Genomic DNA, 18525 nt, shown 5'->3' with positions numbered 1-18525 from the left:
CCTGGAAAAGCTGGAGGCCGATCGCGGACGACAGATGCGAGGCGCCAAGAACAAGAAACAAATGGGTTGGATTGAACCGCAGTAACGAAGTTTAACCGCTTCCCGATAAACAAGGCTCAAACCGCGCAAGCGTCCGTCCAGTTGGATCTCCGGATGGCCTTGCCCAATGGAAATTGCCATGAACAACCATCTCATGATGTCGCGGCGCTTCGCGCCTCTCTTCTGGACGCAATTCCTCTCGGCCTTCAACGACAATTTCCTGAAGAACACGCTGGTGTTCCTCATACTGTTCACGCTGGCGGCCGATCAGGCAGCGTCTCTGGTGACGCTGGCGGGCGCCGTCTTCATGGCGCCCTTCCTGCTGCTTTCGGCGCTGGGCGGCGAGATCGCCGACCGCTTCGACAAGGCGCTGATCGCGCGCCGGCTGAAATTCACTGAGATCGCCGCGGCCGCAGTCGCCGTCGTCGGCATCGCGCTGTCGTCTATTCCCGTGCTGATGACGGCGCTGCTGATGTTCGGCACCATCTCGGCGCTGTTCGGACCGATCAAATACGGCATCCTGCCGGATCACCTCGAGCGCAAGGAACTGCCCAAGGCCAACGCCTGGATCGAGTCGGCCACCTTCGCCGCGATCCTCGGCGGCACCATCGCCGGCGGCGTCGTTTCGGCCGACGGCATCGGCGTTTGGGTGTTCGGGCCGATCATGATGGCGCTGGCCGTCGGCTGCTGGTTCGTCAGCCGCTACATCCCGTCCACCGGCTCGGCCGCTCCCAATCTCACCATCGACAAGAACATCTTCCGCTCGACCTGGCGCCAGGTCGCCGACTTGCGCACGGACACGCGCATCTGGCGCGCCGGCCTGATGACCTCCTGGTTCTGGCTGGTCGGTGCCATCGTGCTTTCGATTCTGCCGGCGCTGATCAAGGATTCGCTCGGCGGCAACGAGATCGCCGTCACCGCCTATCTCGCGGTGTTCGCCGTCTCGATCGCCATCGGCTCGGCCATCGCGGCGTGGATGTCGCAGGGCCGTATGGTGCTGCTCCCCGCGCCGGTCGGCACGGCGCTGCTCGCGCTGTTCGGCCTGCACCTCGCCTGGACCATCTGGAGCATGCAGCCCTCGCCCAAGGCGGAGACGCTTGCCGCCTTCTTCGCCGGGCCGAACACCATGCGTGTCGCCATCGACCTGGCCGGCATGGCCATCGCGGCTGCCTTCCTGGTGGTGCCGACCTTCGCCGCCGTGCAGGCCTGGTCGCCCGAGGCGCGCCGCGCCCGCGTCGTTGCCGCTGTGAGCATCGTCAATGCCGGCTTCATGACCGTCGGCGGCATCCTCGTCGCGGCGATCCAGGCGGCTGGCGTCTCCATCGCGGGCATCCTGTTCGGCCTCGTCGCGGCCAACGCGATCGCCGCCTGGCTGATGCTGAAATACCTTCCGACCAACCCCTTTCGCGATTTCGTCTCGATCCTGTTCCGCGCCTTCCTGCGCCTGGAGGTCGAGGGACTGGACAACCTCAAGGCCGCCGGCAAGGCGCCGATCCTGGCGCTCAACCATGTCAGCTTCCTCGACGGTCCGCTGGCGCTGACGCTGACCGACGAGGAACCGGTCTTCGCCATCGACTACACGATCGCACAGGCCTGGTGGATGAAGCCGTTCATGAAGCTTGCCCGCGCGCTGCCGCTCAATCCGGCGAAGCCGATGTCGACCCGCACGCTGATCAAGATCGTGCAGGGCGGCGATCCGCTGGTCATCTTCCCGGAGGGACGCATCACCGTCACCGGCGGCCTGATGAAGGTCTATGACGGCGCCGCCATGGTTGCCGACAAGACTGGATCGATGGTGGTGCCGGTGCGCATCGAAGGGCTGGAGAAGAGCTACTTCTCGCGGCTGACCTCGCAGCATGTGCGCCGCCGCCTGTTCCCGAAGGTCAAGGTGACCATCCTGGAGCCGGTGAAGCTCGAAGTTCCGCAGGACCTGAGGGGCCGCCAGCGCCGCGCCGCGGCGGGCTCCGCACTCTACCAGGTGATGTCGGACCTCGTCTTCCGCACCCAGGACATCGACAAGACGGTGCTGGAGAAAATCATCGAGACCGCGCACGAACGCGGCATGAAGGAGCTTGCCGTACAGGATCCGGTCACCGGCTCGCTGAGCTACGGCAAGCTGCTGACGGCCGCCGCGGTGCTGGGCGAGAAGTTCGAGCATCTCTATGCCGGACAGCAGACGCTGGGCATCATGCTGCCCAACGCCAACGGTGCCTGCGCAGCACTTCTCGGTGTCATGTCGGCCGGCAAAGTGCCGGCGATGATCAACTTCACCGCCGGTGCGGCCAACATCCTGTCGGCCTGCAAGGCGGCCGAGGTGCGCACCGTGCTGACCTCCCGCGCCTTCGTCGAACAGGCAAAGCTCGGGCTGGTGGTCGAGGAGATCGGCCGTTCGGTCGACATCGTTTGGCTCGACGATCTGCGCGCCACGATCGGCCTCAAGGACAAGCTGCTCGGCCTGTTGCGCAAGTCGACGCCACGGGTGGCGCGCAAGGCCGACGATGCGGCCGCGATCCTGTTCACCTCGGGTTCCGAAGGTACGCCGAAGGGCGTGGTGCTCACCCACCGCAACATCCTGGCCAATGCCGCCCAGGCCGCCTCGCGCATCGACTTCCACTCGGGCGACAAGGTGTTCAACGTGCTGCCGATCTTCCACTCCTTCGGCATGACGGCGGGCACGGTGCTGCCGTTGATCTCGGGCGTGCCGGTCTATTTCTACCCCTCGCCGCTGCACTACCGCATCGTGCCGGAACTGATCTATGCGTCGAACGCGACGATCATCTTCGGCACCGATACGTTCCTTTCGGGTTATGCCCGCACGGCGCATCCCTACGACTTCCGCTCGGTGCGCTACTGCTTCGCCGGCGCCGAGCCGGTCAAGGCCGCGACGCGCACGACCTATATGGAGAAGTTCGGCCTGCGCATCCTGGAAGGCTACGGCGTGACCGAGACCGCGCCGGTGATCGCCATCAATACGCCGATGTACAACAAGTCGGGCAGCGTCGGCAAAATCATGCCCGGCATGGAGTATCGCCTGGAGCCGGTACCCGGCGTCGACGAGGGCGGGCGGCTTTTCGTGCGCGGCCCCAATGTCATGGCCGGCTACCTGCGCGCCGAGAATCCGGGCGTGATCGAGCCGCTGGCCGACGGCTGGCACGACACCGGCGACGTCGTCACCGTCGACGATGCGGGCTTCATCTCGATCCGCGGCCGCGCCAAGCGCTTCGCTAAGATCGCAGGCGAGATGGTCTCGCTGGCGGCGGTCGAGGCGCTGGCCGGCGAACTCTGGAAGGGCTCGCTGTCGGCCGTCGCCACCATGCCGGACGCGCGCAAGGGCGAGAAGCTGATCCTCATCACCGAGGCGGCCAACGCCAACCGCGCGGAGTTCCTCGCCTTCGCCAAGGCGAACGGCGCCATGGACCTGATGGTGCCGGCCGAAGTGCGCGTCGTGCCAAAGGTGCCGGTGCTCGGTTCCGGCAAGCTCGACTTCGCCGGCGTGGCCAGGATGGTGCGCGGCGAGGAAGAGCTGAAGGTCAAGGCCGCCTAGCCCGAACATATGAGCGGGCCGGCGCCAGATGCCGGCCTGTTCATTGCCCATCTCCGCCATTGCGGGAGAGATGGTTAGCATGTTAACTTCCTTTCCGGTTGCATCGGCTCCGCCGTTGCGTCTCAATCCCGCGAAGACGGGAATTCTGGTTTAGGCATGATCTTCCCGATCATGAACCGGAGGAGGAAACGATGTACGGCCACCATGTGAGCGTCGCCGACGGCGAAGCCTTCCTGTCCGCGTCGCGGATGCTGTTCGGCCCGATCACCCAGCGCTTTTCGCGCGGCGAGGCGCCGTCGCTGCCGAAGCTGGTGTCGGTCAATCTGGGTTCCTGCCGCTTGTCCGAAATCAGGGCCAAGTCGCATCTGGTCGTCAACGACCGCACCTTCTGGCGCAGCTTCGATCCCGACGCGATCAAGATCCTGATGCAACTCAAGGGCCGCAGCCGCTTCGAGCAGCAGCAGACGGCGATAGACCTCGGTCCGCGCGCGGCGATCATCTACGACCCGGTGCGCGCCTATTCGCTGCAGAACCTTTCCGATGTCGACCAGCTCATCCTGCAGGTGCCGCGCTCGACCTTCGGCGACGAGACGCTGGCGCGCCTTCTGGCGCCTGTACCTCTGCCCGGCGAGGGCGACAGCCTGACCCATATCGTGTCCGGCCTGATGCAGATGGCGATCGGCGAAGCGCATAAGCTCGACGAAGCCGGCTGCCGCCGCGTCGGCGAAAGCCTGATCCAGCTTGTCAACGGGCTGATCCAGGCGAAGCCGATGGCGCCGGAATTCCGCCGCTCGCCGCTGGAAGCGCTGCGCGAGCGCATCGTCGCCTATGTCGACGCCAACCTCGCTCGCTCCAACCTGTCGGCCGAGGATATTGCCCGCCATATGGGCTGCTCGCGCCGCTATCTCCATCGCGCCTTCGAGGGCGAGGGCGTGACGCTCGAACGCTTCGTCTGGGACAGACGGCTGGAGCGCAGCAAGGAGGAATTGCTCTCCCCCGCACGCGCCTCAGCTTCGATTTCTGAAATCGCCTTTGCCTGCGGGTTCAATTCGAGCGCGCATTTCTCGCGGGCCTTCAAGAGCAAGTATGACGTGGCACCGAGGGAGTTGCGGGAGAGGGTGCGGACGGTGGTGCATTAGGCCTCATACCGGCGCGTTCATAACCCTCGATAGAGCAACCTTCCCTCTTGTTGCCGGCCTCGATATTCACGAGGCCGACGCAACGGCCTTCGGCCGCACGCCGCGCCCGAACTCGACGTCCCAGTTGCGCTCCGCAGGCGTGTCTTCGCCTCTCAGTCCGAGCCTGGGGAAAAGCAGTTCGGCCACGTTGAACGCCTCTTCCAAATGCGGGTAGCCGGACGCGATGATGGTTTCAATGCCGATCTCCTGGTATTCGCGAATGCGCGCGGCAACATTGTCGGGATTGCCGACAAGAGCCGTTCCAGCGCCGCCGCGCACCAACCCCGGTCCCGCCCACAGATTCGGACCGATGACCAATCGATCGCGCAGACCCTGATGCAGCGCCGACATGCGCTTTTGCCCAACCGATTCCGAAATGTGAACGAATCCGTTCTGGGCTTCGGCGATCAGGTCATCGGTGACGTGGCTGATCAGCCGATCGGCGGCGGCCCATGCCTCTTCTTCGGTTTCGCGAACGATCACGTGAATGCGAAGACCGAAGCGGATCGTTCGACCCTGCGCCGCGGCAGCCTCCCTGACCCGCCCGATCTTTTCGGCAAGCTGGTCGACCGGCTCGCCCCAGCTCAGATAGGCATCGACATGCTTGGCCGCGACCGCGATGCCGGCGTCGGAAGAGCCTCCGAACCAGAGTGGCGGATGGGGCCGCTGGACCGGGGGGAAGGAAATGTCGGTGCCGTGGGCGGACAAGTACTTGCCGTCGAAATCGGCAGGTTCCCCCGAAAGGATCCGCCGCCAGATGGTCAGGAACTCATCGGTCTGCGCATAGCGTTCGTCATGGCCGAGCGTGTTGCCATCGCCGGCGAGATCGGCCGGGTCCGCACCGGTGACGACATTGAGCAGGACACGGCCCTCGGAGATGCGGTCGAGCGTTGCCGCATGGCGCGCAAAAAGGGCCGGCGTTCCGCTGCCCGGCCGGAGCGCGACCAGGAACTTAAGCCGTTCGGTAAGCGGGATCAGCCCGGCCGCCACGATCCAGGCGTCCTCGCACCGCGTTCCGGTGGGCAGGAGGACGCCCTTGAACCCCAGCCGGTCGGCCGCGTGCGCGATCTCCCTGAGATATCCGAAGGTCGCCGGGCGGTGCCGCTCATCCGTGCCGAGATACGGCCCGTCGCCGTGGGTCGGCAGATACCAGTAGAGGTCGAGCGGACGAGTATTGCTGGACATCGGATTCTCCTTTGAAAGACGCGGAACGTTTTGGCCGGCGAGCTTCAGAGCTTGCCTTTCCATGGGACGAGGCGGTGCTCCAGCCAGCGCATGCCGCTGGTGAAGGCAAAAGCGAGCGCGGCGATGACGATGAGACCGACGAAAACGACGTCGGTGGCGAGGAAATTGGCCGCCGACATGATCATGTAGCCAAGGCCGGACTGGGCCGCGATCAGTTCGGCCGCGACGAGCGTGGACAATCCGGCGCCTATCGCAATCCGCAAGCCGGTCATGATCTCCGGCAACGCGGAAGGCAGAATGATGCTGGTGAACAGCTGCAGCCGATTGGCGCCGAGCGACAGCGCGGCATTTATCCGTTCAGCGGGGACCGACCGGACACCAGCCTGCGCGGCAAAGCAGATCGGCGCGAAGGTCGATAGCGAGAGCAGCACGATCTTCGAGGTCTCGCCGATTCCAAGCCAGATGATCAGAAGCGGCAGATATGCCAAGGGCGGCAGGCCCCAGTAAAGATCGATCGGGACGCTGAAGATACCCTTCACCCAGCGGTTGAGCCCCATCAGCAGGCCGAGCGGAATGCCGACCACGATGCCGGCCGCAAGCGCCGTCGCGATGCGGCCAAGGCTTGCCATTGTGTGGTTGAGCAGCGTTCCATTGGCGTAGCCGTCGGCCGCAACGGCGCTGAACTGGGTCAGCACTTCCGCCGGCGACGGCAGGAAAAGCGACGACGCCCAGCCGAAATGCGCGGCGAGGAACCACAACGCAATCAGCGACGCCAGGGTGACCAGGCTGATGCCGAGCGTGTCGGTCGATTTGGCTCGGCGTGGCCGAGCGGAGGGCGCACGCGGGTTCGCAGCGGCCGGAAAGGACGTTTGGGAATTGGCGGCAAGCGTCATTGCAAGGTTCCTTTGCGGACATCTTCCGGCTTGTGGATGAGCGAGCGGATTTCCTGCCGCAATTCGATGAATCGCGGGTGGGACTGGATCGGCCCGATATCGCCGCTCTCAGCGAAATCGCGGACGAAGCCGGTATCGAACCGGGCAACGATGCGGCCCGGCCGGGGCGACATCACGACGATGGTCGTGCCAAGAATGAGCGCTTCCTCGATTGAATGGGTGATGAAGAATATCTGCTTGCCCGTCTTCGCCCAGATCGAAGCCAGAAGCTGCTGCATTGTCTCGCGCGTCAGGCTGTCAAGCGCGCCGAACGGCTCGTCCATGAGCAATATCTTGGGATCGGTGGCCAGCGCTCTTGCAATTCCAACACGCTGGTGCATGCCGCCGGACAATTCGTAAGGCGGTTTTTCGGCGAAGTCGGCAAGCCCGACCAGTTCCAGCAGACGTCTTGACCGCTCGCGGCGCTCGCCACGCGGCAGGCCCTGGTATTTCAGCCCGAGCGCAACGTTGTCCAGGACGTTGGCCCAAGGCAGCAAGGTGTCTTTCTGAAAGACGACGCCGCGATCACCGCCAGGCGCTTCGATCTCTTGTCCGTCCAATGTGATCGTGCCTTCGGTGAGTGGCAGGAAGCCGGCGATCGCATTGAGCAAGGTCGACTTGCCGCACCCGGAAGCGCCAACGGCGACGACGATGGTGTCTGGAGCAATGTCCAGCGAGATGCGGTCGAGCGCGTGGACTTCCTGGCCGTCTGAGGCCGGGAACGTGACGCTGGCATCGCGAATTCGAAGCATGGGAATTCTCCGGAGCTATCCGGCCGGCGGAATTTCCGCCAGCCGGAACCGAGCGTCTTCAGCGATCTCTAGTTCGACGCCTTGGCCACGTCCGCGTATTGCGGATCGGCGAATGCGGCGTAGCTGTCCTTGACGGCGGTAATCTTGTGCTGGTCTTTCAGGAAGCCAGCGGTGTCCTTGAGGATTTTCGCAACGGCGCTCTTGTCCCCGCCACCGAGCCATTTGTCGGAAACCTGGTCGTCGAGCGGCGGTACGACCGTCGTCTTCAATTGCTCGGAATTCTGGGCCGGCGTGCCGCCCTGCAATTTGGCGATCAACTTGGCGTTCTCCGACTCCGGTCCCCAGGCGGCCGGATTGGTCAGGTAGGCCGTGTTGTAGCCGTCGATCAGCCGGACATACTGGCCGAGGAAGTCGGGATTGGCCTTGGCGAACTCGCCGGTCGCAACCAACGCGCCGAAGGTCGGCGCGCCGCGATCGGCTACCTGGCCGGCCGTAAGCAGGACCTTGCCGTCCTTCTTGAGTTCGGACAGCGCCGGGTCCCACACGAACGCACCGTCGATGTCGCCCCGTTTCCAGGCTGCGACGATCTCGGGTTGGGGGATGGCGATGACCTGGGTTTCCTTCTCGGAAATGCCTTCCTGCTTGAGGACGGCGAGAAGCTGGTAGTGGTCTGTCGATACCGGCGCCGCGGCGAGCTTCTTGCCCCGCAGGTCCGCCGGCGACTTGATGTCAGGCCGGACCACCAACGCCTCGCCGTCGCGGGAGACCGAGGAAATATAGAACGCCTTCACGTCGATGCCCCTGCTGACGGCTGCGGCAAACGGGCTCGAGCCGACATCGCCGACCTGGACGTCGCCCGATGCAATGGCCGCGAAGATGTCGGCGCCGGAATTGAAGCGACGGAATTCGATATTCCAGCCGGTTCTCTTGGCAAGATCGCCATTGGCGATGCCGAGATTGTAGGGATTGGCGCCGGTCTGGTAGGCGATGACAACTTTCTTGTCGTCGGCATGCGCGACTGCGGAAGTTGCCGCCACGGCAAATCCGACAAGGACGGCGGAAATCAGGTTTCGCATGTGAACTCAATCCTTTTGAACGGAGGCCACGGCCTCGATTGCCAGCCCTGTCCAGCGGGGCTCGGATTAAAGTTCACTTATTTTATAGACATAGACAGGAATGAAATTGCGAAAGCCTGTCCATGGGTAAAAACATTCCCCTGGTCCGCTGGGCTCTTGCCGCAAGGATCATTCGGCCGGCAAGAGCGGGAGGCCAGCAGCAGAACTCCGCCTATGACCTCAGGCCGCCGGGGTTCTTCGTCCAACTCCAGCCGCGTCACAGGCGGGCTGACCGGACAAGTGTGCCTGCACTTCGATGGTGGCGAGCGGTCAAAGCGTCACCACGATCTTGCCGAACTGCTCGCCCGATTCCAGGAAGCGATGTGCCTCGACGATCTGCTCGAACGGGAACGTCCTCGCGACAATCGGCTTCAGCGCACCCGATGCGAGGCCGTCGAGGATGAAAGCCTTGGCGGCTTCCAGCCGGGCAGCGTCACCGGTGATTTCGTGGACGAGATAGCCCCGCAGCGTCAGCGTTTTTGCCAGCACATCGAAAAGCGGGAACGGCGTCGGCTCGGGGCTGAGGCCGCCATATTCGAGGAGGATGCCGCCGCGTGCCATCGAGGCCGTCAGCGGCATGAAGATCGGGCCGCCGACCGGGTCGAGGACGACGCGCACTCCCTGCGGCGCGATCTCTCTCAACCTCGCTTCGATATCCTCCTCGGCCAAGGCCACCACATGCGCCGCGCCGACGTCGAGCAGCGCCGCTTTCTTGGCCGACGTCCGGGTAACCGCGATCGGCACAGCGCCGATCAAGTTGGCGATCTGGATGGCGGCCAGCCCGACGCTGCTCGACGCGGCGGTGATGACGACGGGCTCGTCAGGGCCGAGACGAGCGATATCGACCAGCGCGCCATAGGCGGTGAGGTATTGCATCCATGTCGCGGCGGCGGCTTCGAAGGTAAGCGATGACGGATGCTTGACGACGAGTTCTGCCGGAAAGGTGGCGAGCTCGCCATAGGCCGGCCAGCGCGCCATCTGGCGCGGCGGAATGATGCTGACGGCATCGCCCGGCGCGAAGGCTTCCACACCGGCGCCGACCGCGTCGACGATGCCAGCCGCTTCGAGGCCGAGACCTGACGGCAGCAACGGTGTCTCGATGTAGGCGCCGTTGCGCATCGAGGCTTCGGCACGGTTCAAGCCCAGTGCCTTGACGCTGATCCGCACCTCGCCCGGACCTGGCGGAGGCACCTCGACATCCTCGATGCGCAGCACCTCCGGCCCGCCGTGGCGGTGAAAGCGAACAAGCCTTGTCATCATGAACTCCAAATCATTTCGATGGAATGGACTATGCGATGCGATCCGAAAGCGATAAATCGCTCAGCAAGCAGAACAGTCGAAACGTGTGGTTTTGAATATGGATCGCCTCGAAAGCATGGAAGTGTTCCTCAAGGCAGTCGATTTCGGTTCGTTCGCGGCTGCCGCGGCGGCGCTCGATTTGTCAGGGCCGATGGTCGGCAAGCATGTCCGCTTCCTCGAGGAACGGCTCGGCATGCGATTGCTCAACCGCACGACGCGCCGGCAGAGCCTGACCGATTTCGGGCGCGCCTATTACGAGCGCTGCCGGATCGTGCTGGCGGAGGCGCAAGCGGCCGACGCGTTGGCGGCCGACCAACTGTCCGAGCCGCGCGGAAGGCTGCGCGTGACGATGCCAACGCATTTCGGCCGCCATTGCGTCACGCCGATCCTGCTCGAGCTCGCCCGGCGCTATCCGACGCTGGAGCTCGACCTGTCGCTCAGCGATCGTTTCGCCGACCTTGTCGAGGACGGCTTCGATATGGCGATCCGAACCGGAATGCTGGATGACAGGGCCGGCATCATCGCACGGCGTGTCGCGCGCCAGCGCATGATCGTGTGTGCGTCGCCTGCCTATACCGAGGCATTCGGCCAGCCGGCCGGTCTGGAAGACATTGCCGGCCATCAAGCGATTATCTACAGGCGGCTCGGCCAGGCGCTGCAGCCCTGGCTGTTCCCGCGCGACGACGGTTCGGTCGCCGAGATCGTTCCGGCCGGCAGGCTGCGGCTCGACGACCTCGACGCCATCGCCGATGCGGCAACCGACGGCATGGGCCTCGCCTGGCTGCCATACTGGCTGGTGCGCCAGCGCATCGAGGCCGGCACACTGATGCGGGTGCTGCCTCAACAGCCCGACCATCTTTACGACTGCCACGCGCTCTGGCTGCAGACACCGCATCTGCCGCTGAAGGTACGGCTGGCCGTCGACGCGCTGGCGGCCGACCTGCCAAAGATGATGAGCTAGCTTTTACGCGGATTTCCGGCGCTGCATCACACCGAGCCGCATCATCCCCTTCGGCAGGAACAGCATCGCCAGGATAATCGTCAGCCCCGAAATCACCGGGTGGTAGTCGGGCACCACGATGCGGGCGAGGTCGAACACCGCATACATCACCAGCGCGCCGAGGATGGGACCAAGCAGCGTGCCGGTGCCGCCGACCACGGTCATCATCAAGGGCAAGAGCATCCAGTCGAGGTCGAACACCGAGTCCGGGCCGACATGGAAGATGTAGTAGGTGTAAAGGCTGCCGGCGACACCGGCGATGAAGGCGCTGCCGGCGAAGGCGGCGACCTTGACCTTGAGCGTGTCGATACCGTTGGCCGACGCCGCCATCTCGTCGTCGCGCACGGCAATCAGTGCCAATCCGTAGCGCGATCGCATCAGCGCCCGGATGGCTAAAGCGGTGGCGACCATCAGGCCGAGCGCGACCCAGTAATGCGGGCGCAACGTGTCGAAAGCGCTCGCGGGCGCCACGATGCCAAAGGCGCCGCCGGTGAAGTCGCCGCCATTGACGAAGAGCACCTTGACGATCTCGCCGAAGCCGAGCGTGCCAAGCGCGAAATAGTCGCCGTGGAGTTTCGACAGGAGCGGCAGGCCGATAAAGACCGCGGCGACAGCCGCGACAAGCCCGCCGAACAGCATCGTGACCGGATCGAAATAATACATGCCGGGATGCGCATCATAGAGCGAGCCCCAGAGGTAATTGCCGCTCCACAGGATGGCAGTGGTGTAGGCGCCGAGCCCGAAGAAGGCGTGGCTGCCGAGGCTGATCTGGCCACCATAGCCGGCGACCAGGTTCCAGCTCTGCGCCATGATGGCGTAGAGGAAGACGAAGAACAGGAAGGAGAAATAATAGGCGTCGACCGCGCCGGGCACGAAGGGCAGCAGCGCCAGTGCCGCGACCACAAGAACGGCGATCCATTGCAAGGCTCGGCTCATCGCTCTCATGCCTTCTTGTAGGGACGGCTGAACAGGCCCTCCGGCTTGAACATCAGCACCAATAGGAACACACCGTAGGCGATGGCATTGGTCCAGCCGCCCGAGATGAAGAACTGGACATAGGCCTCGATCAGGCCAAGCAGGATGCCGCCGGCTAAAGCGCCGGTGACATTGCCGATGCCGCCGAGCGCCAGCGCCACCAAAGCCTTCAGGCTGAAGATGAAACCGGCGAAGGGGTTGAACGGAAAGGTCGTCGCCACGGCGACGCCGGCCGCGCCTGCCAGCGAGATGCCGATGGCGAAGGCAATAGCGTTGACACGGTGCGGGCTGATGCCCATCAAAGTCGCGGCGTCCATGTCCTCCGAGGCGGCGCGCACCGCCTTGCCGACAATCGTCTTGCGCAAGAAGAGCATCACCAGCCCGGTGCCGGCGAGAGCAATCAGGAAGCCCATCGAACGGGTGAAAGAGGTGCGCACGCCAAGCAGTTCGATTCCGGTCGCGGTGTAGGACGTGACGACACCAGCCGTGTTGCCGCCCCAGATCACCGTCATCAGGTTCTGCACCAGGAACATCAGGCCGACAGCGATGAGCAGCGAGACGTTGCGGTCTTCCTCGGCGGCGGCCTTGCGGAACAAGCCCTGATAGATCAGCCAGCCGACGACGAGCCCGACCGGCACGACAATCAAGAGCGACAGGAACGGGTCGATGCCGAGGCCGTAGAACAGTGCCCGCACGAAATAGGCGGCCAGGATGATCATCGCGCCCTGGGCGAGGAAGATCAGTCGCATGGTGCCGAAGATGAGGCTCAAGCCCACCGCGGCGACGCCATACATGGCGCCGCCAAGCGCGCCGTTGAGCGAGAGCTGAAGCAGGATCTCGGGTGGCGGGAGATTGAACATTTTTCTACTCCAACACGCCCATATAGGCCTTCTGGATTTCCGGATCGGCGATCAGCTCGGCGCCGGTGCCCTGCATGGCGAGCGAGCCGGTCTGCAGCACGAAGGCGTAGTCGGCGACCTTCAGCGCCTGATGGATGTTCTGCTCGACGAGCAGGATGGTGACGCCCTGGCCGTGCAAGGTCTGGATGAGCGAAAACATCTGCTGCACGACGAGCGGGCTGAGACCCAGCGACGGCTCGTCGAGGATGAGCAGCGACGGCTCCGACATGGTGGCGCGCGCGATCGCCAGCATCTGCTGCTCACCGCCGGAGAGCGAGCCGGCCTTCTGCTGCGCGCGTTCCTTCAGGCGCGGGAACAGCGTGTAGGCTTTCTCAAGCAGCTGCTTCGTCCGCGGCCGGGCCCTGGGCTGGAAAGCGCCGAGCTCGAGATTTTCCAGCACCGTCATCTGGCGGAACAGGCCGCGTCCTTCCGGCACATGCGCGATGCCCATGCGGGCGATCTCCTGCGGCGCCTTGCCGACCAGTGACCGGCCTGACACGCGGATGTCGCCCGCCTTCGGCCTGAGCAAGCCGGAAACGGTCCTGAGCAGCGTCGTCTTGCCGGCACCGTTGGCGCCGACAAGCGCGACGATCGTGCCGGGATCGACATGGAGCGACACGCCCCACAGCGCGCCGACGTCGCCATAGGCGACCTCGAGATCGCTTATTTCAAGCAGCCGGTTCGCCAAGATAGGCCTCGATGACTTTGCGGTTTTGCGTGACTTCGCGCGGCGTGCCGTCGGCGATCTTCTCGCCGTGGTCGAGCACGATGACGCGGCTGCAGACTTTCATGATGGCGTCGACCTTGTGCTCGACCCACAGCATCGAGATACCCTTCTCGCTACGAACACGGCGGATGACGTCGACCATGCGCTGGATTTCGGTCGGGTTTAGGCCGGCCATCGGCTCGTCGAGCAGAAGCAGCGCCGGATCGGAGGCGACAGCCCGCGCGATCTCCAGCATGCGGCGGTCGGACAGCGTCATATGCGCGGTGCGCATGTCGCGCCTAGCGGTGAGGCCGACCAGTTCGAGCGCGGCGTTCGCCGCCTCGGTGGCATGCTTGACCCGGCCCCCTGCCCCATAGACGGCGCCGACCATGACGTTTTCGAAGGTGGTCATCGTCAGAAAAGTCCGCACGAGCTGGAAGGTGCGGGCGATGCCCAGCCTTGAGATGCGGTGGGGCGCAATGCCGGTGATGTCCGTGCCGCGAAAGGACACCCTCCCCTCCGTCGGCGCGTAGATGGCGGTGATCACGTTGAAGAGCGTCGACTTGCCGGCGCCGTTGGGGCCGATCAGGCCGATCAGCTCGTTGCCGCCGACCGCGATATCGATGTTGTCGAGAACGACAAGCCCGCCGAAGCGCTTCTTGACCGCCTCGAGGCGCAGCAAGATCCCATCCGCCTGCATTGTGTTTCTGTTTCCTTCCAGCAGATGCACAAAGGATTAGGCACTCAAACCGCCTATCGCCAACCGATCTGGCAGGAAGCGAACGGGCGCCTGGCTTCGCAATCAGACGCCCGCCGCTTCCACCGCATCTGTCGTTCAGCGCTTGTCCCAGGTGGGGGCCGGCTTGTAGGTCCAGTTGCCGTCGGGATAGATGAGCTGGTGCTTGCCTTGCCACCACTGGGTGGCGACGCTGGGGATCAGCGCGAAGCCGGTGTCGTCGAACTTCAGGTCGCCGACCACCGTGTCCTTGAACTCTTGGCCGAAGATCGCATCGTGGATGGCGGTGGCATCGGTGCTGCCGGCCTTCTCGATGGCCTGCGCCAGCACCTGCGCATTGGCGTAGAAGGCGCCGACGGTGACCGAGTCCTTCTTGAACTCGGCCTCGTAGCGGTCGCCGAGCTCTTTCGCGCCCTTGTAAGGATAGCTCGCCGACCAGAAGCCGTCGGTCAGGATGTAGTCGGAGTCGGGTCCGAGCGCCTCATGGAACTCGCCGGTCCAGGTGCCCTTCCAGCCATGCAAGTAGGGCACGGAGAAGCCGAGTTCCTTCATTTGCCTGAGCAGCGTGATGGTGTCGGCCGGCGAGCCGAAGACCAGCATGGCGTCGACGTCGGCGGCCTTGAGCTTGGTGACCAGCGCCGAATAGTCGGTGGCGCCGATCGCCCAGGGGTCGTCGACGGCGAAGCTGTAGCCGTATTTCTTGGCCGCTGCCTCGAAAGCGCCGCCGAAACCCTTGCCGTCGGGCGAGTCTTCCGAGACCAGCGCCGGATGCTTCGGCTTCTCGTCGGCCGGCAGCTTGTCCCAGATCTGGAACGGCACTTCCGCGCCGGGTCCCGGATGGAAGAAGAACAGCGCCGAGTATTTGAGCTTCAACGGCTGCCACTCGAAGGGGAAGGCCGTCGTGATCATGTAGAACTTCTTGTATTTCTCCGCGACGATGGCGCCGGCGATGTTCATCGGCCCGGAATGGGTCGACAGCAGCGCGTCTACCTTCTGCACCTTGATCAGGTTTTCCAGCGCCGAAGCGACCTTGCCTTCGGAGCTTTCGTCGTCGGCGACGACCAGCCTGACCGGCAACTTCTTGCCGGCGGATTTCACCATGATGCCGCCCGCCTTGTTGATGTCGGCGACGGCCTGCTCATAGGCCCATTTCTGCTCCTTGCCGTCGCCGGCGAGCGGCCCGGTCAAGGAGATCGGCGCGCCGATGACGATCTCGTCGCCGGCGGCATTGGCAACAAACGTGCCGCCAAGGCCGAGTGCCGAGGACAGCAACAGGCCGGCCAGCATTCCCTTCAGACTGATTTCCATTCCATCCTCCCAGGTTTTCATCAGGCCGACCCTCCCGAGGCGAGGCCCGCATTCACTCGTGCCAATGCATCAGCCCATGGCGTCCGCGACCAGCTTGGTGTCGGTGAACTGTTCGAAACTGACGGCCTTGCCGTCGCGCATTTCCCATACATGGACCACACGCGCGGTCATCGGCTTGCCGGTCCTTTTGTAGGTGCCCGAATAGGTGCCGATGCCGACGATGGTGGCGCCGCCATCGACCAGTTTCTCCAGCGCGAAAGTGTAGCCGTCCCAGTCTTCGCCGATGCGCTTGAAGACGCCGGCGATGACGGCATCGGGGCCGACATAGGTGCCGGCATAGGGAAAGCCGGCCATCTCGGTCCAGGCGGTGCTGCCGGTGATCGGTGCCATCATCGCCGCCAGGTCCTTGGCGTCGGAACCGGCATAGTGAGCCTTGATGGCGTCGTAGTTCTTGTTGCTCATGATGCTGATCCCAACGCTCACACGGGCTCCTGGCCCTGGTCGTAGACGGCCCTGGATTTCTTCTCGATGAAGGCGCCGGCGGGTTTGTTCTCGACCTTGCCCTGGCTGGTCACGCCGAGGAACTTGCCGGTCGAGCGCATGGTGTCCCAGTTGTAGAAGAACAGCGATGCGACCGGGATGATGAACTCGCGGAAGCCGAAGACATAGAGGTTCTCGGCGAACTTCCAGGTGGTGGCGAGATCGACGTCGCCATGGCCCCGCTGGACACCGACGAGGTTCTGCCAGGCGTAGCGCTGCGAGCTGAGATAGATATGCTCGTAGACATGGTTGGGGCTGTAGGTGTAGTGCGCGGTGAGCCCGATCAGGTCGCGCGTCGGTGCCGGCTCGTGGCCCGTTGGCGGCACGGCTGGATCGCCCAGCACGCCGGCGGAATAAACCTGCGCCACGCGCGGTTCGCCCGGCGCTTCGCCAGGCTCGCGCACCCGCTCGCGCACCGACAGCACGCGCCGCGTCCTGATGTCGACGATGAAGGCCTCGTCCTCTGCCGGCCTGGCGACGAAGGTCATGTTGATGAAGAAGACGCCGGGCGCCACCTCGAGCGCCTCGTACCAGTCGGCGCCGGCCTCGCTGCCTTCGCTCCAGGCCACTGTGTCGGCGGCGGTGAAGGCGAGGTCGATGACACGGCCGGCCTTCAGCGTGATCTTGAACGTCTGCCCGCGCAACGCGCCGGTCGTCGGCAGCCTGTTGGTGGCGATGCCGGCGGCGAAGTCGTCGAAGTGCTTCCAGTCGGCGGGTCTGTTCTGGTCGTTCATCGCCATCTCCAAATCAATCGACAAATGCGAGGGTCGGCAGGTCGACTACGGTGGCGCCGCCGTCCACAGTCAGGATCGAACCGTTCATCATGGCCGCCTCGGCGGAAGCGACGAAGCAGATGACGTTCGAGACCTCCTCCGGCGTCGCCGGGCGGCCTAGCGGCACGTCCTTGGTGACAAGCCTGTAGGCCTCCTCGATCGAGCCAAGCCCATGCTTGTCCACGACCACCTGCATCTGCTCATCGGCCATGGCGGTCGCCACCCAGCCTGGGCAGATGATGTTGGTGCGCACCCCCTGGCGGCCATAGTCGCGCGCCAGCGATTTGCCGAAGCCGACGCAGGCATGCTTCATTGTGACGTAGCCCGCCGCCGCCGGCCCGGCGAACAGGCCGGCGATCGAGGCGACGACGACGATGTTGCCTTTGCGCGCGATGAGATCGGGCAGGCATTCGCGGGCGCAGACGAAGGCAGTGTCGAGATTGGTGCGCGTCGCCAGCGCCCAGGTCTCATCGCTCATCGTCACGGTCGGGCCGACGCCGTGACCGCCGGCATTGGCGACCAAAATATCGACCGGCCCTATCTTTTCATGAATCTCGGCAAGGGCGGCACGCACCGCTTTGGCATCGGCGGCATCGCCCTGCACGACCAGTCCGCCAATGTCCCGGGTCACGGCCTCGAGCGGCTCGCGCCGCCGGCCCATCAGCACCACCTTGGCGCCATCAGAGGCCATGCGCCTGGCGACCGCCGCGCCTATGCCGGTGCCGCCGCCGGTGATGAATGCCGTCTTGCCCGAAAATCTCATGCTGCCGTCCTCAAGGGCACGAGGCCCAAATGCCGCTGATCTTCGATGCGGAGTTTGCGACGACCAGCTCGGTCCGTCTTGTCCGAGCGGGAACTTTGTTTTGACTGAGCGCGCACTTCACCGCTCTTCCTGGGTGTGCCGCGCGACCTTTGCCGCGCGGCATCATGCGCTTGGCTCGCGGCGGCCTATTTCTTCACCGCCTCGATATCGATGACGATGTCGACCTCAGGCCCGAGGCCGAACCCGTCAGCGGCCTTTGCCATCGGGAAGTCCGCAGCGCTCACCTTTCCGGTCGCGCTGAAAGCGGCCTTGGTCAGCGTCGCGTCCCACGGCGCCGGCGCTTCGTTGAGCAGTTGGACGTCGAGCGTCACTTCCTTGCTGACACCGCTGATGGTGAGATTGCCGGTGACCTTGCCGGTCTTGTCGTCGACTTTCTCGACCTTGGTGCTTTCGAAGCTGATCGTCGGGAACTCGGCGGCGTTGAAGAAGTCCGGCCCTTTCAGGTCGCTGTCGCGCTGGTCGAAAGCGGTATGGACCGAACCGACGTCGAGCTCCGCCTTGACGCTGCTTTTGGTGACATCGGCCTTGTCCATGACGATCGCGCCCTTGACACCGTCGAACTGGCCATGGGCGATGCCGTAGATGCCGTGCTTGATGGTGAAGGTGATCCAGGCATGCTGGCCGTCGATTTCGAAGTTGTCGGCATGAGCCGCCGCGGCCAGCATGGATGCGCCGGCAAAAGCGAGCGCGGCAATCAGGTTTCTCGTCCTCACATGTTTTC

At 64.3% G+C, this 18525-nt stretch carries 17 protein-coding genes; 3 read left to right on the top strand and 14 right to left on the bottom strand.

What is annotated here, in order from left to right; all coding sequences use genetic code 11:
* The first annotated feature begins 178 nt into the window (after positions 1 to 178).
* Positions 179 to 3583: an acyl-[ACP]--phospholipid O-acyltransferase gene (locus YU3_RS0101000; RefSeq protein ID WP_027164474.1), complete on the top strand. Its 3405-nt coding sequence runs from the start codon at positions 179 to 181 to the stop codon at positions 3581 to 3583.
* Positions 3584 to 3774: 191 nt separating this feature from the next.
* Positions 3775 to 4722 carry a helix-turn-helix domain-containing protein gene (locus tag YU3_RS0100995; protein ID WP_027164473.1) on the top strand — a complete coding sequence of 316 codons (948 nt, stop codon included), beginning with the start codon at positions 3775 to 3777 and terminating at the stop codon, positions 4720 to 4722.
* A 66-nt stretch (positions 4723 to 4788) separates the two neighbouring features.
* Here the strand turns inward: YU3_RS0100995 and ssuD are convergent, their stop codons facing one another.
* From ssuD to YU3_RS0100970, 5 genes are all read right to left on the bottom strand, one after another.
* Positions 4789 to 5946, bottom strand: coding sequence for an FMNH2-dependent alkanesulfonate monooxygenase (gene ssuD, locus YU3_RS0100990; protein ID WP_027164472.1), 1158 nt, complete (start codon positions 5944 to 5946; stop codon positions 4789 to 4791).
* A 44-nt stretch (positions 5947 to 5990) separates the two neighbouring features.
* Positions 5991 to 6839 carry an ABC transporter permease subunit gene (locus tag YU3_RS0100985; RefSeq protein ID WP_027164471.1) on the bottom strand — a complete coding sequence of 283 codons (849 nt, stop codon included), beginning with the start codon at positions 6837 to 6839 and terminating at the stop codon, positions 5991 to 5993.
* Complete coding sequence (locus YU3_RS0100980) at positions 6836 to 7630, bottom strand: ABC transporter ATP-binding protein (protein WP_027164470.1); 795 nt, start codon at positions 7628 to 7630, stop codon at positions 6836 to 6838. The genes YU3_RS0100985 and YU3_RS0100980 overlap by 4 nt, the downstream gene beginning before the upstream one ends.
* A gap of 68 nt (positions 7631 to 7698) precedes the next feature.
* Positions 7699 to 8706, bottom strand: a complete 1008-nt coding sequence (tauA, locus tag YU3_RS0100975) for a taurine ABC transporter substrate-binding protein (protein WP_027164469.1) — start codon at positions 8704 to 8706, stop codon at positions 7699 to 7701.
* 309 nt (positions 8707 to 9015) lie between these two features.
* Positions 9016 to 10002 carry a zinc-dependent alcohol dehydrogenase family protein gene (locus YU3_RS0100970; RefSeq protein ID WP_027164468.1) on the bottom strand — a complete coding sequence of 329 codons (987 nt, stop codon included), beginning with the start codon at positions 10000 to 10002 and terminating at the stop codon, positions 9016 to 9018.
* Positions 10003 to 10102: 100 nt separating this feature from the next.
* Here YU3_RS0100970 and YU3_RS0100965 point away from each other — a divergent pair, with 100 nt between their 5' ends.
* On the top strand, positions 10103 to 11005 hold the full coding sequence (locus YU3_RS0100965; RefSeq protein WP_027164467.1) for a LysR family transcriptional regulator: 903 nt from the start codon (positions 10103 to 10105) through the stop codon (positions 11003 to 11005).
* A 3-nt stretch (positions 11006 to 11008) separates the two neighbouring features.
* Here YU3_RS0100965 and YU3_RS0100960 read toward each other — a convergent pair whose 3' ends face one another.
* The 9 genes from YU3_RS0100960 to YU3_RS0100920 all read right to left on the bottom strand — a co-directional run bounded on the left by YU3_RS0100960 (position 11009) and on the right by YU3_RS0100920 (position 18517).
* A complete protein-coding gene (locus YU3_RS0100960) occupies positions 11009 to 11980 on the bottom strand; it encodes a branched-chain amino acid ABC transporter permease (RefSeq protein WP_027164466.1) in 972 nt (323 codons plus the stop codon).
* 5 nt (positions 11981 to 11985) lie between these two features.
* Complete coding sequence (locus YU3_RS0100955) at positions 11986 to 12879, bottom strand: branched-chain amino acid ABC transporter permease (RefSeq protein WP_027164465.1); 894 nt, start codon at positions 12877 to 12879, stop codon at positions 11986 to 11988.
* 4 nt (positions 12880 to 12883) lie between these two features.
* Positions 12884 to 13594 carry an ABC transporter ATP-binding protein gene (locus tag YU3_RS0100950; protein ID WP_027164464.1) on the bottom strand — a complete coding sequence of 237 codons (711 nt, stop codon included), beginning with the start codon at positions 13592 to 13594 and terminating at the stop codon, positions 12884 to 12886.
* Positions 13587 to 14306 (bottom strand): ABC transporter ATP-binding protein, encoded by a 720-nt coding sequence (locus YU3_RS0100945; RefSeq protein ID WP_245273388.1) that lies wholly within the window; start codon positions 14304 to 14306, stop codon positions 13587 to 13589. The genes YU3_RS0100950 and YU3_RS0100945 overlap by 8 nt, the downstream gene beginning before the upstream one ends.
* Before the next feature lie 153 nt (positions 14307 to 14459).
* Complete coding sequence (locus YU3_RS0100940) at positions 14460 to 15668, bottom strand: amino acid ABC transporter substrate-binding protein (RefSeq protein ID WP_027164462.1); 1209 nt, start codon at positions 15666 to 15668, stop codon at positions 14460 to 14462.
* A 69-nt stretch (positions 15669 to 15737) separates the two neighbouring features.
* On the bottom strand, positions 15738 to 16130 hold the full coding sequence (locus YU3_RS0100935; RefSeq protein WP_027164461.1) for a nuclear transport factor 2 family protein: 393 nt from the start codon (positions 16128 to 16130) through the stop codon (positions 15738 to 15740).
* Positions 16131 to 16147: 17 nt separating this feature from the next.
* Positions 16148 to 16942 (bottom strand): MoaF C-terminal domain-containing protein, encoded by a 795-nt coding sequence (locus tag YU3_RS0100930; RefSeq protein WP_027164460.1) that lies wholly within the window; start codon positions 16940 to 16942, stop codon positions 16148 to 16150.
* 13 nt (positions 16943 to 16955) lie between these two features.
* Positions 16956 to 17744, bottom strand: coding sequence for an SDR family oxidoreductase (locus tag YU3_RS0100925; protein ID WP_027164459.1), 789 nt, complete (start codon positions 17742 to 17744; stop codon positions 16956 to 16958).
* 185 nt (positions 17745 to 17929) lie between these two features.
* The gene (locus YU3_RS0100920) at positions 17930 to 18517 is read right to left on the bottom strand and encodes a YceI family protein (RefSeq protein WP_027164458.1); all 588 of its coding nucleotides are present in this window, start codon (positions 18515 to 18517) and stop codon (positions 17930 to 17932) included.
* Between the last annotated feature and the right edge of the window lie 8 nt (positions 18518 to 18525).

Source organism: Mesorhizobium sp. WSM3224, from assembly GCF_000427725.1.
GTDB lineage: Bacteria > Pseudomonadota > Alphaproteobacteria > Rhizobiales > Rhizobiaceae > Mesorhizobium.
Note: the sequence above shows the minus strand (reverse complement) of the source record. Positions and strands in the feature narration are given on the sequence as shown.